The sequence below is a fragment of the Sphingobacterium corticibacterium genome, from assembly GCF_004208525.1.
Lineage (GTDB): Bacteria > Bacteroidota > Bacteroidia > Sphingobacteriales > Sphingobacteriaceae > Sphingobacterium > Sphingobacterium corticibacterium.
This window is the reverse complement of record NZ_SGIT01000001.1, coordinates 812,307-830,421: the sequence shown is the minus strand read 5'-3', so window position 1 is coordinate 830,421 and position 18,115 is coordinate 812,307. Positions and strand designations below refer to the sequence as shown.

Genomic DNA, 18,115 nt, shown 5'->3' with positions numbered 1-18,115 from the left:
TTTACTTAATAATTTCTACCGGTGTGCCCTCCAAAAGGTTAATTTGACCAGAAGTTACAACCACCGTACCTTTTTCTAATCCCGACACCACTTCGATGTAATTCCCGAAGCTTCTTCCTGACACCACATTTTTCAATACCGCTTTTCCATCTTCAACAGCAAAAACTTGATTAGAGCTCACACTTCCTACAAAGGCGTTTCGTGGTATAACTAAGGCATTAACAGCTCCTTCGCCACCAAAATAGGCCGTACCATACATTCCGGCTTTCAAATCGTTATTGGCATTGTTTTTTATTTCTAACTCCACAGGAAAATTTAAACTGCCATCTGCTTTAGGTGCTACAAAAGTGACCGTACCATAAAAGGTCTGATTCGGCAAGACAGGTGATTCAACCTTAACGCTTTGCCCTAATTTCGTCTGTCCGATATTTTTTTCGTCAACATTTATTTTCAACTTTAACGTAGACACATTGACCACCTCAAATAGTTCCTGTCCTGGGCTTACATAAGAACCGGGTTCAATATTTCTCTTGTTGATTACACCTGCGAAAGACGCTGTAATATTTACATCAGAAGCTGACAACTGTGCTGATTTCAAATTATTTTTTGCATTTTCCAACTGGAGCTTCACTTGGTCCAGCTGCTGTTGGGTGACGCCTCCTGTGGAATAAGCACTCTCGAAACGAGCAACTTCCGCCTCGGCGTTGTTGTAGGTTGCCTGCGCATTTGTCACCGTAACATTTTGCTTATCGCCATCAATTATGGCGAGTGTCTGGCCAGCTTTTACATACGCTCCCTCTTCTACCAGTACACGTACTACCTTGCCAGAAGCTTCTGCGGACAACATAACTTCCTGCTTAGGCGCAAATACACCATTGGTGACATATTCTGCATTGACGTCTTTAAAATCTGCTGTATCGGCACGAACAGATACCGCTGCGTTTTGAATGGCAACCGTAGCCGTATCAGCTTCGTTTTTAGCTTTGTTCTGATTCAAAATAAACATAATCCCTGCTAACGCAGCAGCAATGATGATTACCGTTAAAATTACCCGTTTCATATTTGATGTGTATAAATAAGTTGATTATTCGTTGATTAATGTTCTTAAATTTCCGTTTGCTTTGATCAGCTGTACCTCTGCTAATTTGTAATCTAGCAAAGAAGTGTTCAGATTTGTTTCTGCATCTGCCAGTGCTTTTTCTGCATCCAACAAATCTGTCAGTGTAGCCAAACCATTGTTGTAATTGTTTTGGGTGTCACTCAAAACCTCCTCGGCAAGTCTTACATTTCTACGGTTTGCATCGACCGTTAATAAACTGTTTCTTATTTGGGTTTTAGCATTTTCATTTGCCAGCGAAATACCCAATTTCGTATCCTCTAATGCGACTCGTGCTTTTCGAATATCAATATCCGCCTGATTGATCCGAGCTTTTGTCGCTCCTCCTGTAAAAATCGGGATCGATAAATTTAAACCAATACTGGAAGTTTTAGGCCACATAAAATCTCCTCCGATCGGAAACCCTTGACCAAAACCACTAAATCCGAAATCAGTTCCTAACGACAAAGTAGGATACAAACTTGCTGTTTGCGCTTTTTTATTCAATTCGTATAACGCTATTTGTTTCTCACTCAAAAGAACTTCCGATCTATTCTCAACATCATTGACTTGTAAAGAAATAGCCGGATTGATTTCAAATGTTTCTTCAGGCAGTTCGATACCCATCTCCATCGGCATACCGATGGCAAATTTCAATGCATTCTCTTTTAGTTGCAACGCACTTTGTATCTGTTTCTTTTGTGACTCCAGATTGTTTACCGCTACCGACAAACGATCCAAATCAATTTTTTTGGCAAGACCAGCAGCTACCATACCGTCGATGATCTTATGTGTTTTGCTCGTATTATCTAAATTGTTCTGGATGGTTTGCAATTGTAACTGCGTTTGGAAAATATCGTAATACGCATTGGATACATTTTCAATCAGCTGCTCATCCGTTAATTGCGCATTCAGCTGATAGAATTCTCTTGTGGTCCTGGCCGCTTTCAAACCTGTGAAAAGAGATTGATTAAACAATTGTTGATTCAAGGAGACAACTGCCGTAGAATTCCAGGGTTGTCCCATTTTTGCCGTAATCGTTTCTCCACCAAACTCGAGCGCCATTTCTGGAATAATAATATTATACTTCATTGTCCCCGATGCATTAATTTGCGGTAACGCTCCGGCACGCACCTCATCAATCTGATATTGCGCATTTTCGACGTCCAGTTTAGCCGTCTTCGCTTCTGCTTTATTTTCGAGTGCATATTTTATCGCCTCTTGCAGCGTAAGTGTCTGTTGGGCTTGAAGAGGGTTACCCTGCAGCAGTAAACCGACCGCTAAAACACCTAAATATTTAAATCCCATTTTTGAAAACATGATCTGTAAAACTAATTTTTCTCCTTTATTTTATTATTGAATATAAACTTTGTCGCTTTCTCTTGGCTCTCCAAAATATCATCAACATTACGTGCATTCGGCATTCCGGAAATCGTATCGGAGACACTGCGAATGAGGCTCAATCCTGCCATAATTTCCGTATAAGAGGTGGCTGCTTCTTCGGTAGAGCACACCTCAATCTCACCATATTCTACAGCGCGCTTCAATAAATTCCCTACAATCTCGATATTTTTATAGTGAAATTTTTCCAAAAGTGTACCTATTCCCTGTCCTTTTATCCATTCTAGATTTTCATTGATATGGAGAACGTAGTAATCCTTTAAAAAGTCCGCCTTTATCTTCAACAACTTACAAAGTACTTTCACCAAACTACCGTCATACTGATCGAGCACTTCATACTGCTTTGTCAGGATTTCGTCCGATATACAGGCAAGCACATCTTTTATAAGCGCATTTTTGTCTGGATAATAGTAGTATAGGTTCGCCTTTGTGATATTCAAGTCAACAGCGATCTCACTCATTGTGGTTTTATTAAAACCATAATGTGAAAACCGTTTGAGAGCCGCTTGAACAATCTGTCCCTTTTTACTGTCCATTCTTACCTTTATACTTTTTGACTTTTTTCTAAAAACGTTCAAAAGTATAAAAACAAAATGAAACCGCAAGAAACAATCTATCAAGAAATTGTAATCTTACTGTAAATTAGCATTACTTCTTACATCATGCCTAGTTGTTTCTGGAATTTACGTTTATCGAATTTATACAATCTGGCCGCACGATACGAAACGCCCTTTTGTACTTCGGGCAATTCCTTGAGAAACCCTGCGTTGGCGATTTTTTTACGAAAATTTCGCTTGTCCAAGGTCTTCCCTATAATAGCTTCGTATACTTGCTGTAACTGCGTTAATGTAAATTTTTCGGGTAAAAGTTCATATACCGCAGTCGAGTAATTAATAGTATGTTTTAACTTTTGCAAGCTTTCCTGTACAATTCTAGCATGATCAAAAGCTAAGTCAGGTAGTTGATCTATGGGAAACCATTTTGCTTGTCGCATATAAGAAGTCATGGGCTTAATCTTTGACTTCACATCTTCATATTTCACAATAGTCGAAAAAGCAACTGTCAATATGCGTCCTTCCGGATGTCGTTTCACACCGGCGAAGGCGCCCAACTGCTCCATAAAGATATCTTTCAGACCAGTGTGTTCATAGAGGATACGCTTTACAGCATCCTCCATTTCTTCGTCTTTCTGCGTAAAGAAGCCTGGTAAAGCCCACCAATCCTTATACGGATATACACTTCTTTCGGTTAGCAATAACTGAAGCTTGCCTTCGTTAAAGCTATATATTACACAATCTATGGTGAAATGAGTCTGCAAAACAATGTGATTTTTTAATCAATATTCACCAATATTATCACAATAATCCAAAAAAAACAAAAAAAATTTAATAGTGTAAGAAATACACACTATATTCGTAGAACCTAAAATGAGTAATCGAGTGAGAAAAATAACACGAGTAGGCGTTTTTACATCAGGGGGGGATGCCCCTGGAATGAACGCTGCTATCCGTGCTGTTGTGAGAACAGCACTGCATAATGACAAGAAAGTTACCGGTATTTATCATGGTTATCAAGGTATGATTGATAATACGATGTTTGATATGGAAAGTAAATCGGTTAGTTCCATTATACAAAAAGGAGGTACCGTTTTAAAAACTGCCCGGTGTATGGAATTTAAAACAGCGGAGGGACGCGCAAAGGCATATGAAAACGTTCGCGCAGCCGGTATCGATGCATTGGTTGCTATCGGCGGTGACGGTACATTTACAGGTGCAGAAATATTTTCGCGTGAATTTGATATTCCGGTAATGTGTATTCCAGGGACTATTGATAATGACTTAAACGGTACTGACCTCACGATTGGATATGATACCGCAAATAATACCGTTATCGAAGCGATTGATAAAATCCGTGATACGGCTGCTTCCCACAACCGCTTGTTTTTTATCGAAGTTATGGGTCGTGATTCCGGATGTATTGCACTCAATGCTGGTATTGCGGGTGGTGCTGAGGCTATCCTCCTCCCCGAAAAGGATACCGCAATTGATGAACTTATCGAGATGCTGGCCCATGCCGCCGACAGAAATAAATCGTCCATGATTGTTATCGTCGCGGAAGGTGATAAAAACGGTGGCGCAAATAACGTCGCTAAACGTGTCCATGAAAAATTTGGTTATTATGACACAAAAGTTAGTATACTAGGTCATCTGCAACGGGGCGGGGCTCCAAGTAGTGCAGATAGGGTATTAGCAACGCGTATGGGGTATGCAGCGGTCAATGAACTTTTAAAAGGCAATACAAGGGCTACAATCGGGATTCGTGGATCAGAAATGGTTACGACTCCTTTAGAAGAAGCGCTAAGTAAAAAGGAATTAAAGCTTAACGAAGACCTTGTAGAAATTGCAAAAATAATGGCCTTATAAAAAATCATTTTTTTATTTATTGATGTTTTATTAGTTTTAAGGCATCAATGAACCATTTCAGGTTTTTGGCTTTTTAAGCGAGCTTTAGCACGTTTATCTTTAGATATTTTATAAATGATTGTAGTTGTTTTTAGCGGGTCGAGATATGCAGATTGGCGGATTGCGGATAAAAAACGTGTACTCCACGGTTTCCGTACGCCGGGTATCAACTCCTATATACAAGATGAGCGGTATATTACACAGCTCCTGAACAAAAGCAATCATTTAATAAACAATGCCGAAAAGATCCGTAAAATTTTCTTTTTCGGTGCGGGTGTGTCCTCGCCTGAACGCCAGCAAAAAATAGAACAGACATTTGCACAATTTTTTAAAAATGCCAAAGTAAAAGCGGGTCATGATATGGAAGCCTCGGCGAAATCAACATTTGGGGACGAAAAAGGTATCGTTGGCATTATTGGTAGCGGTTCGAACGCGGCATATTATAATGGCAGAAAAGTTATGCCTAATAATTACGGCATGGGCTATATCTTAGCCGATGAGGGTTCAACGAATTGGTTAGGCAGGCAATTGTTGAAAGATTTTTTAACCGAAACAATGCCGAGTAGTATCCGTGAAAAATTACTACACAAATACAACCTAGACCGACGTTCAATTTTGGAACGTGTATATTATAATCCTAATCCGAATTTGTTTTTAACAAGTTTTGCCGATTTCATTTATGAACATCGTGATGAACCTTATTTTACACAACAAATAAAAAAAGGATTAGATATATATATTAAAACATATTTAATTCCTTTGTCAGAAAGTTATCCGGATAATCAGTTTAATTTCACCGGATCAGTAGCCAATAATTACGCCGATTGGTTACGTGAATTGGGCGCGGAACATGGATTACATATTGGCTCTATTATCAAAGAGCCTGTTCAAAACTTAATAAAGTATTACATTAATAAAAACTAATAGAGAAAATGAAAATTGGAATTAACGGATTCGGTCGGATTGGCCGTTTAGCTTTTAGAGCAGCTATTAATCGCAGTGATATTGAAGTTGTTGGTATTAACGATTTGGTAGAACCTGATTATTTGGCATATATGCTAAAATATGACTCTACACATGGAAAATTCGATGGTACGGTAGAAGTTAAAGACGGACATTTAGTTGTCAACGGAAAAACAATCCGCGTAACAGCTGAAAAAGATCCTGCTAACTTAAAATGGGATGAAGTAGAAGCCGAAGTGATTATCGAATCGACAGGTTTCTTCTTAACACAAGAAACAGCACAAAAGCATATTGATGCAGGTGCAAAAAAAGTTGTAATGTCTGCGCCGGCAAAAGATGATACGCCAACCTTTGTAATGGGTGTAAACCACAAAGAACTAAAAGCAGAATACACAATTGTATCAAACGCTTCTTGTACAACAAACTGTTTAGCACCTCTTGCAAAAGTATTGAACGATAACTTCGGTATCTTGGAAGGCTTAATGACAACAGTACATGCGGTAACTGCTACTCAAAAAACAGTCGATGGTCCGTCTGTAAAAGACTGGAGAGGTGGTCGTGGTGCTTATCAAAACATAATTCCTTCTTCTACTGGTGCCGCAAAAGCAGTTGGATTGGTTCTTCCGGAATTGAAAGGCAAATTAACAGGTATGTCGATGCGTGTTCCTACAGCAGACGTTTCTGTAGTTGATTTAACAGTTCGTCTAGAAAAAGGTGCTTCTTACGAAGAAATTAAAAAAGTAATGAAAGAAGCTTCGGAAGGTGAGCTAAAAGGTATCTTAGGTTATACGGAAGATGAGGTAGTTTCGTCTGACTTTATTGGTGATACACGCACATCGATTTTTGATGCGAAAGCTGGGATCTCATTGAATGACAACTTTGTAAAAGTTGTATCATGGTACGATAACGAATGGGGCTATTCCAACAAAATTATCGATTTGGCACAAGAAGTTGGTAAATTGTAATATAAAAAGGGCTCGCAATTGCGAGCCCTTTTTATATTACAATTTCATCAGAAAACCGCCACCGAGTAAATCACTACCTTCATAGAAAACAGCAGATTGTCCGGGTGCTATACCTTTGACACGATGTGCAAAATCTACCTGCATCACATTTCCTTGCTGCGTTATTGTGGATTGTGCTCCTGCGTCTTTATAGCGTATTTTTGTAATGGCTTCCATTGGTTCTTCTATCGAAGCATATTTAATCAAGTTGATGTCGCGTACAAAAGCTTGTGATTTTTCCAATTCATGCTCCTCTCCTAGCACTACGGTATTACTTTCTGGCAATATCTCAATGACAAACATCGGTTTACCCAACGCAATACCTAATCCTTTACGTTGGCCAATGGTAAAATAAGGATAGCCAATGTGTTGGCCTACTACCGTTCCGTCAGACAATACAAAATTTCCAGGTCCGATTTCATCATCAAGTGTAGGCCGTTTATGGCGTAAAAAAGCACGATAGTCGTTGTCTGGAACGAAACAGATTTCATAGCTTTCCGATTTTTGAGCAAGCTCTTCCTGTCCCATTTCCAACGCCATCTGCCGGATTTCCTTTTTCGTAAAATTGCCTAACGGAAACTGTGTCCGGGCAAGGTTTTCCTGCGATACTCCCCAAAGCACATAGGATTGATCTTTATTTTCGTCTCTTCCCTTCGATATAACGTACCTTCCATTATCGTGTAAACGGATGTTCGCATAATGCCCGGTCGCAATAAATTCGCAATCCAGCTTATCTGCCCGCTTCATCAATGCTGACCATTTGATATGGGTATTACAAAGTACGCAAGGATTAGGTGTTCGTCCGGCAATATATTCATCGACAAAATTATCAATAACAAAATCACCGAATTCATCCCGTATATCCAATATATAATGCGGGAAGCCATAGCCTACAGCCAATGCCCTCGCATCGTTTATACTATCCAGACTACAACATCCTGTTTCTTTAGACGAACCACCAGCGGAGGCATAGTCCCACGTTTTCATCGTGATCCCGATAACTTCGTAGCCCTGCTCATGTAACATAATGGCCGCTACGGAACTATCTACTCCACCACTCATCGCGACCAATATCCTGCCTTTTTTACTCATATTAATTTTGTGAGCTGCAAAGATAGGTTATTTGAGACATAGCCGTGTTTATTTCGTGTAATTTTATTTACATAAGAATCAACGACTTGAAAAATACTTAAAAAATAATGCATACAAAAGTTTTAGATTTCAAAAAAAGAACATAGATTTGCAACGCAATCAAGGGAAAAATATGGTTGCGAAAGGTGCCATAGCTCAGTTGGTAGAGCAAAGGACTGAAAATCCTTGTGTCGCTGGTTCGAATCCAGCTGGCACCACCACAAAATCTGAAAGTAACAGATTCCAAACAAAAACTTAATGGTGCCATAGCTCAGTTGGTAGAGCAAAGGACTGAAAATCCTTGTGTCGCTGGTTCGAATCCAGCTGGCACCACCACAAAATCCTTTTCGATTCACGGAAAGGATTTTTTGTTTATTATTTTTTCACTTTTTAATACTAATCTTATATATTTGTGTCGTTCGCTTAACAGGCGTTCCTAATCAACACCTTTCATCGTGTTAGGTCTTGGTTTATAAAGAAGTGGCGAGAGACTGGCTCTATGACCCACTGGCAACCAGCAAGAGAGAAATTGAAAAGGTGCCAAATCCTGTCCAAAATAATATCGTTTTGGAACATATAAATACAGTAAGACAATGGGAACATTTACAACAAACATCACGGACTACACACGCTTCTATTCAACGACATTTATTTGTTGTTGTACCTACTTGGCTATGCGAATGTGCTAGTCTCCCTCTACGCTAAATTGCCATCCTACAGACGACCAGCATCCGTATAGCATGGAATGTCTATTTAATTTTCATTATATTTATTACATTAAAATATTATAAACTATGTCAACAAATAAGAACCTAAAATTCGAAACGTTACAAGTCCACGCCGGACAGGAAGTAGACCCAACCACAGGATCTAGAGCATTGCCTATTTATCAAACTACTTCGTATGTGTTTGAAAATGCCGAACACGGTGCTAACCTATTTGCATTGAAGCAATTTGGTAACATCTATACGCGCATCATGAACCCAACTACAGATGCTTTTGAAAAGCGTATAGCTGCTTTGGAGGGAGGCGTTGCTGCTGTCGCAGTAGCTTCTGGTATGGCCGCACAGTTTTTAGCCTTGACAAATATTATAGAAAGCGGCGAAAACTTTGTAACCGGCTCCGATTTATACGGCGGTACCTACAACCAATTTAAGGTATCTTTCAAACGATTGGGGATTGAAGCTCGTTTTGCAGAGAATAGCACTGCAGAAAACATGGAGCCTTTAATCGATGAAAACACAAAGGCTCTTTATGTAGAAACCATCGGTAACCCGAGTTACAACATTCCTGATTTTGAAAAAATTTCAGCTTTGGCACAAAAATATGATTTACCTTTAATTGTAGACAATACATTTGGAGCGGGAGGCTATCTATTTAAACCTTTAGAACATGGTGCACACGTGGTGGTTGAAGCTGCAACGAAATGGATTGGGGGGCATGGCACCAGTATAGGTGGAGTCATTATCGATGGTGGTAATTACAATTGGGGCAATGGCAAATTCAAGCAGTTCTCTGAACCATCCGAAGGCTACCATGGATTGGTATTCGCTGATGTTTTTGGTCCAGAAGGCCCTTTCGGTAATATTCAATTTGCAATACGTGCGCGTGTAGAGGGTTTACGTGATTTTGGACCGGCACTTTCGCCATTCAACTCATTTTTGTTAGTACAAGGGTTGGAAACACTTTCCTTGCGTGTACAACGCCATGTAGATAACGCTTTAGAGATTGCACAATGGCTGGAAGCTCACCCACAAGTAGAGAAAGTTAATTTTCCGGGTTTAAAAAGTGATCCGAACCATTTAGCTGCACAGAAATATTTGAAGAATGGTTATGGTGCTGTATTGTCCTTCACCATAAAAGGAGGAGCAGATAAGGCAAATGAATTTATTGATGCATTGGATTTAATTAGCCATCTAGCCAACGTCGGTGATGCTAAAACATTGATTATACATCCGGCAGCAACTACACACCAACAGCTTTCGGAAGACGCACAAAGAAGTGCTGGAGTATTCCCTGGGCAATTACGTCTTTCTGTGGGTATAGAACATGTAGATGATATCAAAGCTGATCTGCAACAGGCTTTCGATAAGATTAAATAATAAATGGGTTAAGGATGGGACAATACTAAACTTGACAAAAAATAATGCTTTACGAGAATAAACAACAGAATAACAACAATGAATGAAAGGTTAATTATAGGCATTTTTGGATTTGGTGTGGTTGGACAGGGACTATATGATATTATAAAAACAAAAAAGCTAAATTTAGAAATCAAGAAGTTTGTTATCAAAAATGCGGATAAGAAGAGAACACTTCCGGCGGTGCTATTTACCACAGATGCTGAGGCTATTTTGGGAGATGAGGAAATAAATACGGTGGTTGAACTTATCGATGACGCTGATGCAGCTTTTGAAATCACGAAACGTGCGTTGAAATCGGGCAAAAATGTAGTCTCTGCCAACAAGAAGATGATTGCCTCTCACTTAGAAGAGCTTACACGCATTCAGCAAGAATATGGTACATCTTTATTATATGAAGGTGCGGTGTGTGGCAGTATTCCGATTATTCGCAATTTGGAAGAATACTACGACAATGAACTACTTCACTCCGTAAGCGGTATCTTTAACGGTTCTTCTAATTATATCTTATCGAAGATCTTTAATGATAGCCAGAGTTATGATGTGGCGTTAAAACAGGCACAGGATTTAGGGTTTGCAGAAACAGACCCCATATTAGATGTGGGCGGATTCGATCCTAAATATAAACTGGCTATTGTAGCTTCCCACGCTTACGGGATTTATGTAAATCCCGATGATATCCTCAACATCGGAATTGATAAATTGGACGACCGAGATATCCGCTTTGCTAAAGAAAAAAGATTTAAAATTAAACTTCTGCCTTTCGCAAAAGAAATCAACAACAACCAGGTTGTTTTGTATGTATTGCCAAGGTTCATTACGTCAGACAATATCTTGTTCAATGTTGAAAATGAAAACAATGGTGTCTTAGTAAAAGCCGCTTTTGCAGATGAGCAATTTTTCTACGGAAAAGGTGCTGGTGGACATCCTACCGGATCTGCTGTCCTTTCAGATATTGCAGCATTACGTTATGGCTACCGCTATGAATATAAAAAGCATTTAGAGGCGTCTCAAATCCAGTATAGCACGAATTATAAGTTAACGGTATATTTCCGTTATGCGGAGGAAGCAACATTGAATCAGTTACAGTTTGATTCCATAGTAGAGCGTTTTTATGGACAAGATTTCAAATATGTCATCGGTGAAATCAACCTGCAAGAAATCATTGCAAAAAAAGACGTCATCAACCAAACTGGAAATTTTATTGCGGAGGTCCTTTTATAGGACTTTCCGTAATAGATTTTCATCATAATCCTTTAGAACTACGTAATTTTTTATGTAGTGGTATTATGTCAAAATTCGGTTCGTGAATGTAAAATATTTTTTTTAGGTTTGCCTTTCGATTTCGGGTTGTAGCGTAGCCAGGTATCGCGCCAGCATGGGGTGCTGGAGGTCGTGGGTTCGAATCCCGCCAACCCGACAGAATAAGTTCGACGATAGTCGGACTTTTTTGTTTAATAACCAAACAGTCCTTATCTTCGTATATAACAATTTGCAGCAGATCAAGTTGTTCTATTATTTCGAATAAATCATCACGTTTTTGAAACACTATCTATTTATCGATACAGAAACCTCCGGTATTCCACAACGTTGGAACCGCCCCTACTCCGATGAAAAAAACTGGCCCCACGTCATTCAGGTCGCTTGGATTATTTATGATGTTAGTGGAACAGAAATCAAACGTACAAGTAAATACATTTATGAAGGTGATATAGATATAACACCTGCTTCTTACGATGTTCATGGTATTACGCGTGCGTATCTAAAACAGCATGGTGACAGAAGGAAAGCTGTATTGCGTAAGTTAGCGCACGATATACAAAAATATAACCCGGTTATTATCGGTCATTTTGTCGAGCTAGATGTGCAAGTGCTAAGTGCGGATTATTATCGGGCGAACCTCCCGAATCCATTCATTAGCCAATCATTCTTCTGTACAATGTTGGATAGCGAAAAATACGCTACCAACCCATCGGCAACCTATCTTCGGTTGCCACAATTGCACGAATACCTGTTTGACAACTTATTGACAGAGATTCACGAGGCAGAACAGGATGCCAATGCTACGGCAAAATGTTTTTTCGAGTTGTGGAATCGTCATGAAATAACCTCATCCGATATGGAAAGACAACAAAAAATGTTTTCACAGAAACTTAACTTTTTAGATAAATAGAATATTTAACATTATGTTAAAAAGCAGATTATGTCGAATTTGATTGAAGTTTTAAAAAAAGCCGCACCTTTTGATATTCTCCCCGAAAGCGTACTTCGCGGTATCTCCGAGTCGTTGGTACAAACTTCCTATACCCGGGATACCCTTGCCTATAGACAGGGAATAACAGAGCTAAAAGGTGTCGATATCATTGTCAAAGGAGAATATGAAACATTTTTTTATGACGCTTCTGAAAATAGACGGTCAATAGAAATACATCATCCGATTTATTGTTTCGGCGGTATTTCTATTCTTTTAAATAGGCGAAAAGCACTGAAGTCTGTCATGGCAAAAAAAGGAACAGTGGTCTACAATTTACCGCGTAAAGAATTTCTTAAAATATGTCAGGCATATGAAGATTTTTTCCAATACTATACGACCGACTTTGGTAAGAGGATGTTGGATGAAGAATTTTCACATTTTGTTAAGACACCGGCTTCTTTCGAAGAAAGTTATATTGCAGCAGAACAATTGTATTCCCGAAAAATAGACGGAATCACCTATAAGGATATTGTTTCCTGTCCTGCAAATACGCCCATCTATAAAGCAGCAAAACACATGGCCGATAATCGGGTAAGCTGCCTCTTCATTCAAGACGAAAATCAAAATATCATCGGTTATGCCACTGATATGACCTTGCGCGATAATGTTATTTCGAAGTGCATCGATGTGAATACACCAATTGGAGAAGTCATGGACAATCCCATTGTTTCCATATCCTATCAAGCTTATCTCTATGAAGCCGTATTGATGATGTTTAGCACGAAAACACGCTATCTTTTAGTTGAAAAAGACGGTCGGTATGTAGGATTCTTGAGTCGGAATCGTATCTTAAGTGAACAAGGCCAATCACCATTAGTTTTTATACAGTCCGTAAAACTGGCCGAAACAATTGAAGAACTACGTCAAAAATGGAACTATGTGCCAGAGATCATCAAACAATTATTAGGTAGGGGTATTAATGCAGAGATTACCAATCAGGTCATTACCACAATCGCAGATACCATTGCGATTAAAATCATTGGACGTGTAATTCGGGAAATGGGAGAACCTCCGGCTAAATTTGTTTTTATGGTAACAGGAAGTGAAGGACGGAAAGAACAAACCCTGAAAACCGACCAAGATAATGCGATCATCTATGAAGATAAAGCGAACGAACAACGGGAGATGGTGCGGAAATATTTTCTAACGTTTGCCACCAAGGTATCCGATTATTTAAATGAAATTGGCTTCAGTTATTGTGAAGGAGGATATATGGCGAGCAATCCCGAATGGACACATTCACTATCCCATTGGAAACGTAATTATAAAAAATGGATTGAGGAGAGTGTGCCGGAAAATGCTATCAAATTTTCAACGTTTTTTGATTGCCGTTTTTTATACGGAGACAAAAATATTATTGAAGAACTCAAGCAGTTTCTTGAAGAAGAACTTCAAAAGCCAAACGATCGTTTTTTTGCTTTTACGGCAAAAAATGCTTTACAATATGAACCTCCCCTCACCTTCTTTAAGAATATTAAAACCGAAACAATTGGCAAAACCGAGGTTTTCAATATCAAGAACGCCATGACGCCTATTGTGGATCTGGTAAGGGTATATGCGCTTCAAAAGAGAATATATCAGGAGAATACGGGCGAGCGGTTAAAAAAGCTAATGGAAATGGAGGTATTTACACCCCAACAATATCATGAACTTTATCAGTCCTACTATTATTTGATGGCTTTACGATTAGAAAACCAAGCTAATCAAATACTGGTAGAGAAATCGGAACCCAATAACTATATCCGGATCAATACGTTAACTAAAATTGAAAAAGCTACGCTGAAAGAGATCTTCAAAACGATTAGCAACTTTCAAATGGGCATTAAAATGCGGTTCACCAATAATATACTCGGATAAGACATAGAAATGTTACAAAAGATGAAGCAATAAATTGAAAGGAACACTTGACTTAGTGTAAAAAAGACACTATATTTGTCCCTTCATAATTTAGGTTTATAATTGGTTAGTTAAGGGCTTTCATTCTCCCCGTTTGAAAGCCCTTTTTTATGGTAAAAAATACCCCCTATTTTATTATTAGGAGGTACTTGTTTTAAGTTAAACGTTTGTTTATCAAGGATATTCTGTTACTGTTTTGTAGCTTCCAGATTAACCCCTACCTCAATGTCACGGCTTATTCCCCACTCAGCCGGATCTAATTCAGAAGTACCAAATTTGATCCCCCAATCAACACGATTTACTGTAAACTTAGCTTCTACGGCCACTTTGTTCTCTTGAACGTCAATTTTTGCAGGAAAAGAAATATTCAACGTACTGTCTAACAACGTAAGATTACCGCTAACAAGTTTGTTTGCTCCGTTCACCGTATTATTTACCGTAGATAAATCTAGATCAGAAACCTGCGTAATATGAAAAGTTGCTGTCGCATGATTTTCTACATCAAAAAAGTCTTCGCTTTTTAGGTGATTCTGCAAATCGATAGCCTTCTTATCCGCTTCCGTTACAGAAGCTGCATCAACTTCTAAAGATTTCATATCAATGGTAAAATCACCAGCATTAACGTTGCCGTCAGCTACTGTTAATTCGCCGGAAGTTACCGAAAGTATACCCCATCGAGGAGCAAGACCACCTTTATGTGTAGCTTTCCAATTTACTTCAGAAGCCTCTAGATTAGCCGTATACACATCTCCTTGCTTCTCCGCTACTTCTTGTTTTTCGGATACTTGCGTCTTGGAAGAATTTCCTCCACAAGAAGCAAACAGAATGGCTGTACCCACTGCCATTGATAAAAAAATTTTTCTCATAAATATCTTATTTATATTCAATAAAAATTACCAATAAAAATACCTATCTTTTTTGATGTTCACAACATCCAGACCTTTTCCGAGCAAAAAATATTATATATATGTTGTCTTAATGTAACATTTCGTATACTAGTCTCCATTTAGGTATGCAACACGACCAACGATTTACGGATAATGTCAATAGCCTCTTCCAATTCTTCTTTCGTAATCACCAAAGGAGGCGCAAAACGTATCTTGTCACCGTGTGTAGGCTTAGCCAACAAGCCATTTTTCATGAGTTCCAAACACAAAATATCAGCTGCATTATCGCTGGGATGCTCGATGACAATGGCATTAAGCAATCCTTTTCCCCGAACCTGTTTAATTACGGGGTGTGCCAATCCAACTAACGCTGTTCGGAAATAGGCCCCGAGTTCTGCAGCACGATCTGCAAGTTTTTCTTCCTTCAGTACTTCTAGTGAAGCTATAGCAACAGCGCAAGCTAACGGATTACCGCCATACGTCGATCCGTGTTCACCAGGCGCTATGGTCAGCATGATTTCGTCATCCGCTAGAACAGCGGAAATTGGCATAACACCACCACTCAAAGCTTTTCCCAGAATGAGAATATCTGGACGTACATTTTCGTGGTCGCAAGCCAGTAATTTTCCAGTTCTAGACAAACCGGTTTGAATCTCATCCCCGATAAATAGGACGCAGTGTTCTTTACAAAGCGCTTTAGCAGCAGCCAAATAACCACTGTCGGGCACATATACTCCTGCTTCTCCTTGAATAGGTTCCACCAGAAAGCCAACGACGTCCTCATCTGCGATTGCATGACGAAGAGCATGTAGATCGTTATAGGGGATAGTAATATAGCCAGGCATAAAGGGACCAAATCCCGCTTTTGCGGTAGGGTCTGTACTGAAGGAAATAACATTGATAGTCCGACCATGAAAATTACCTTCTACCGTAATAATTTTGGCCTGGCCATCCGGCACACCCTTTACAGCATAGCCCCATCTACGCGCTAATTTCAAAGCAGTCTCCACAGCTTCTACTCCCGTATTCATGGGCAATACCTTGTCATAACCAAAATACTGTGTAATATATCGCGTGTATTCTGCCATACGATCACTATGAAAAGCTCTTGACGTTAACGTTAGTTGTTTTGCCTGCTCCGTCAAAGCATGAAGAATCTTCGGATGGCAATGACCTTGGTTGACTGCGGAATAACCAGAAAGAAAATCAAAATAACGTTTGTCTTCCACATCCCAAACGAATGCCCCAAGCCCCCTATTTAGTACTACCGGCAATGGATGGTAATTATGGGCTCCATGTTGATCTTCAATTTGAATACAACTTGCTGTTTTTTCCGGTATTTGATAGCCGTTGATTTCCATAACACTGATATCATATTAATAAACTTTTAATGTAAACATATTTTTTGGAATATCGAACCAGAGTTCCTAAATTCGATTACTAAATAAAACTATCACTATATGATGTTATATAATAGAGTATCGTTAGTTATGCTGACCATTATCATGACAGCTGTTCTTTCCGAAGCAGGTGCACAGGAAAAAAGTACTTCCCAAGCCGTGGAAACGGCTACAAAAGCACTTATTGACGTCATGTTAAAGCCTAATGCACAGATATTAAATAAACTTGCCTCCGACAAGCTTAGCTATGGCCATTCCAGTGGAACAATCGAAACAAAAGAGCAGTTTGTACAAACACTTATTTCCGGGGCTTCTGTTTTTGAAGAAATTCAAACGACTGACCAAACGGTGGATGTGCAAGATAATACCGCCATTGTTCGCCATACATTGAGCGCCAAAACGAATGACCCGGGAAAAGGTCCGGCAAGTATCCGGTTAGGCATTATGCTGACATGGGTGAAATCGAATGATGGTTGGCAGCTTCTTGGACGGCAAGCGTTTAAATTGTAGACAAAATCTTCTCTATTACTGCTGTTGTCCGTAAGGCACTCTCTCCTGTTGAAAGACAATGTCCTTCTCCTCGTAACTCTTTTACAATGGATTCTATTAGGGCTTGTTGGATATGTGCTGGTTTTTCAAAGTCAAAAAATTGGGTACCCGATGGTGTTATCCATGTTATTGGTGAGAAATCAAAGGTGCTAAAGCGTATCTCCCCGGTGGTTCCGGTGATGATGATTTGGTCTTCTGCCGTTTCCTGAATTCCCGAAAACGTCCATATACCTGTCCCCAGCACGCCATTGTCATGCTGCCAGCTAGCACAAACGCTATCCGGCACCTCATAATTTTTGGCGAGATTGATGGCATAGCCGTTTACGTCTGCTATCGGACTTATCATATAATCTACTATATCGAGGGTATGAGGGGCCATATCGACAAAATATCCCTCGCCTCCTATTTCCTTTTTAATGCGCCATGTATGCATATCGGTATTTAAATCCGAAAGACTGGGCGCACGTACCAATCTCACCGATACCGTTAATATTTTACCGATTTTCCCCTCATCGATCCATTGTTTAACCTGTGAAAAATAGGGTAATGCCCGACGATAAAAAGCCACAAATAGGGATACTCCCTTTTGTTTAGCTGCATCGTGCATCTCTCTAGCTTCCGCGAGTGACATTGCCATCGGTTTTTCCACGTATACGGGCTTTCCGGCTTGTATCGCCTGTAATGCATATTCTTTATGTGTACTGGGAGGTGTCGCAATGTAAACAATATCAATATCTGGGTCAGCCAATAATGCTGGCACACCTTCGTATACTTTAGGCACTCCATGTCGTAACGCATAATCTTCTGCTTTCTCTTTCGTGCGGGAAGTAACTGCTAATAAGCAAGAATGAGGTGTTTTATAAAAAGCCGGTCCGCTCTTCATTTCTGTTACCTCACCAACGCCAATCATACCCCACTTTATAGTTTCCAT

The 18,115-nt window shown here is 39.5% G+C and carries 16 protein-coding genes, 3 tRNA genes and 1 riboswitch; of the genes, 11 read left to right on the top strand and 8 right to left on the bottom strand.

Annotated features, from left to right (window positions below; all coding sequences use genetic code 11):
* Position 1 precedes the first annotated feature (1 nt).
* The 4 genes from EWE74_RS03460 to EWE74_RS03445 all read right to left on the bottom strand — a co-directional run bounded on the left by EWE74_RS03460 (position 2) and on the right by EWE74_RS03445 (position 3,815).
* Positions 2 to 1,060 carry an efflux RND transporter periplasmic adaptor subunit gene (locus EWE74_RS03460; RefSeq protein ID WP_130140122.1) on the bottom strand — a complete coding sequence of 353 codons (1,059 nt, stop codon included), beginning with the start codon at positions 1,058 to 1,060 and terminating at the stop codon, positions 2 to 4.
* Between the two features lie 24 nt (positions 1,061 to 1,084).
* Positions 1,085 to 2,416: a TolC family protein gene (locus tag EWE74_RS03455; RefSeq protein WP_206365127.1), complete on the bottom strand. Its 1,332-nt coding sequence runs from the start codon at positions 2,414 to 2,416 to the stop codon at positions 1,085 to 1,087.
* An 11-nt stretch (positions 2,417 to 2,427) separates the two neighbouring features.
* On the bottom strand, positions 2,428 to 3,033 hold the full coding sequence (locus tag EWE74_RS03450) for a TetR/AcrR family transcriptional regulator (RefSeq protein WP_130140120.1): 606 nt from the start codon (positions 3,031 to 3,033) through the stop codon (positions 2,428 to 2,430).
* Positions 3,034 to 3,152: 119 nt separating this feature from the next.
* Positions 3,153 to 3,815, bottom strand: a complete 663-nt coding sequence (locus EWE74_RS03445) for an NUDIX hydrolase (RefSeq protein ID WP_130140119.1) — start codon at positions 3,813 to 3,815, stop codon at positions 3,153 to 3,155.
* A gap of 121 nt (positions 3,816 to 3,936) precedes the next feature.
* Between EWE74_RS03445 and pfkA the strand changes: the two genes are divergently transcribed.
* From pfkA to gap, 3 genes are all read left to right on the top strand, one after another.
* Positions 3,937 to 4,920, top strand: a complete 984-nt coding sequence (gene pfkA, locus EWE74_RS03440; protein WP_130140118.1) for a 6-phosphofructokinase — start codon at positions 3,937 to 3,939, stop codon at positions 4,918 to 4,920.
* A gap of 114 nt (positions 4,921 to 5,034) precedes the next feature.
* Positions 5,035 to 5,883 carry a hypothetical protein gene (locus tag EWE74_RS03435; RefSeq protein WP_130140117.1) on the top strand — a complete coding sequence of 283 codons (849 nt, stop codon included), beginning with the start codon at positions 5,035 to 5,037 and terminating at the stop codon, positions 5,881 to 5,883.
* Between the two features lie 8 nt (positions 5,884 to 5,891).
* Positions 5,892 to 6,887 carry a type I glyceraldehyde-3-phosphate dehydrogenase gene (gene gap / locus EWE74_RS03430; RefSeq protein ID WP_130140116.1) on the top strand — a complete coding sequence of 332 codons (996 nt, stop codon included), beginning with the start codon at positions 5,892 to 5,894 and terminating at the stop codon, positions 6,885 to 6,887.
* Between the two features lie 36 nt (positions 6,888 to 6,923).
* Here gap and mnmA read toward each other — a convergent pair whose 3' ends face one another.
* Positions 6,924 to 8,018, bottom strand: a complete 1,095-nt coding sequence (mnmA, locus tag EWE74_RS03425) for a tRNA 2-thiouridine(34) synthase MnmA (RefSeq protein ID WP_130140115.1) — start codon at positions 8,016 to 8,018, stop codon at positions 6,924 to 6,926.
* A gap of 184 nt (positions 8,019 to 8,202) precedes the next feature.
* On the opposite strand from mnmA, the gene EWE74_RS03420 reads away from it, so the two are divergent.
* From EWE74_RS03420 to EWE74_RS03390, 7 genes are all read left to right on the top strand, one after another.
* A tRNA-Phe gene (locus tag EWE74_RS03420) sits at positions 8,203 to 8,278 on the top strand.
* A 39-nt stretch (positions 8,279 to 8,317) separates the two neighbouring features.
* Positions 8,318 to 8,393 (top strand) — tRNA-Phe (locus EWE74_RS03415).
* Positions 8,394 to 8,524: 131 nt separating this feature from the next.
* A riboswitch (SAM riboswitch) is annotated at positions 8,525 to 8,640 on the top strand.
* 211 nt (positions 8,641 to 8,851) lie between these two features.
* Entirely contained in the window at positions 8,852 to 10,159 is a 1,308-nt protein-coding gene (locus EWE74_RS03410) for an O-acetylhomoserine aminocarboxypropyltransferase/cysteine synthase family protein (protein WP_130140114.1), read from the top strand.
* A 78-nt stretch (positions 10,160 to 10,237) separates the two neighbouring features.
* Complete coding sequence (locus tag EWE74_RS03405) at positions 10,238 to 11,422, top strand: homoserine dehydrogenase (RefSeq protein WP_130140113.1); 1,185 nt, start codon at positions 10,238 to 10,240, stop codon at positions 11,420 to 11,422.
* A gap of 122 nt (positions 11,423 to 11,544) precedes the next feature.
* A tRNA-Pro gene (locus tag EWE74_RS03400) sits at positions 11,545 to 11,618 on the top strand.
* Positions 11,619 to 11,738: 120 nt separating this feature from the next.
* Complete coding sequence (locus EWE74_RS03395) at positions 11,739 to 12,371, top strand: 3'-5' exonuclease (RefSeq protein WP_130140112.1); 633 nt, start codon at positions 11,739 to 11,741, stop codon at positions 12,369 to 12,371.
* Positions 12,372 to 12,401: 30 nt separating this feature from the next.
* Entirely contained in the window at positions 12,402 to 14,309 is a 1,908-nt protein-coding gene (locus EWE74_RS03390) for a DUF294 nucleotidyltransferase-like domain-containing protein (protein ID WP_130140111.1), read from the top strand.
* A gap of 227 nt (positions 14,310 to 14,536) precedes the next feature.
* Here the strand turns inward: EWE74_RS03390 and EWE74_RS03385 are convergent, their stop codons facing one another.
* Together EWE74_RS03385 and rocD are read right to left on the bottom strand one after the other, a co-directional pair.
* Positions 14,537 to 15,214, bottom strand: coding sequence for a YceI family protein (locus EWE74_RS03385; protein WP_130140110.1), 678 nt, complete (start codon positions 15,212 to 15,214; stop codon positions 14,537 to 14,539).
* Positions 15,215 to 15,354: 140 nt separating this feature from the next.
* Complete coding sequence (rocD, locus tag EWE74_RS03380; RefSeq protein WP_130140109.1) at positions 15,355 to 16,596, bottom strand: ornithine--oxo-acid transaminase; 1,242 nt, start codon at positions 16,594 to 16,596, stop codon at positions 15,355 to 15,357.
* A 99-nt stretch (positions 16,597 to 16,695) separates the two neighbouring features.
* Here rocD and EWE74_RS03375 point away from each other — a divergent pair, with 99 nt between their 5' ends.
* Entirely contained in the window at positions 16,696 to 17,145 is a 450-nt protein-coding gene (locus EWE74_RS03375; protein WP_130140108.1) for a nuclear transport factor 2 family protein, read from the top strand.
* Here the strand turns inward: EWE74_RS03375 and EWE74_RS03370 are convergent.
* Complete coding sequence (locus EWE74_RS03370) at positions 17,135 to 18,115, bottom strand: Gfo/Idh/MocA family protein (RefSeq protein WP_130140107.1); 981 nt, start codon at positions 18,113 to 18,115, stop codon at positions 17,135 to 17,137. The genes EWE74_RS03375 and EWE74_RS03370 overlap by 11 nt on opposite strands.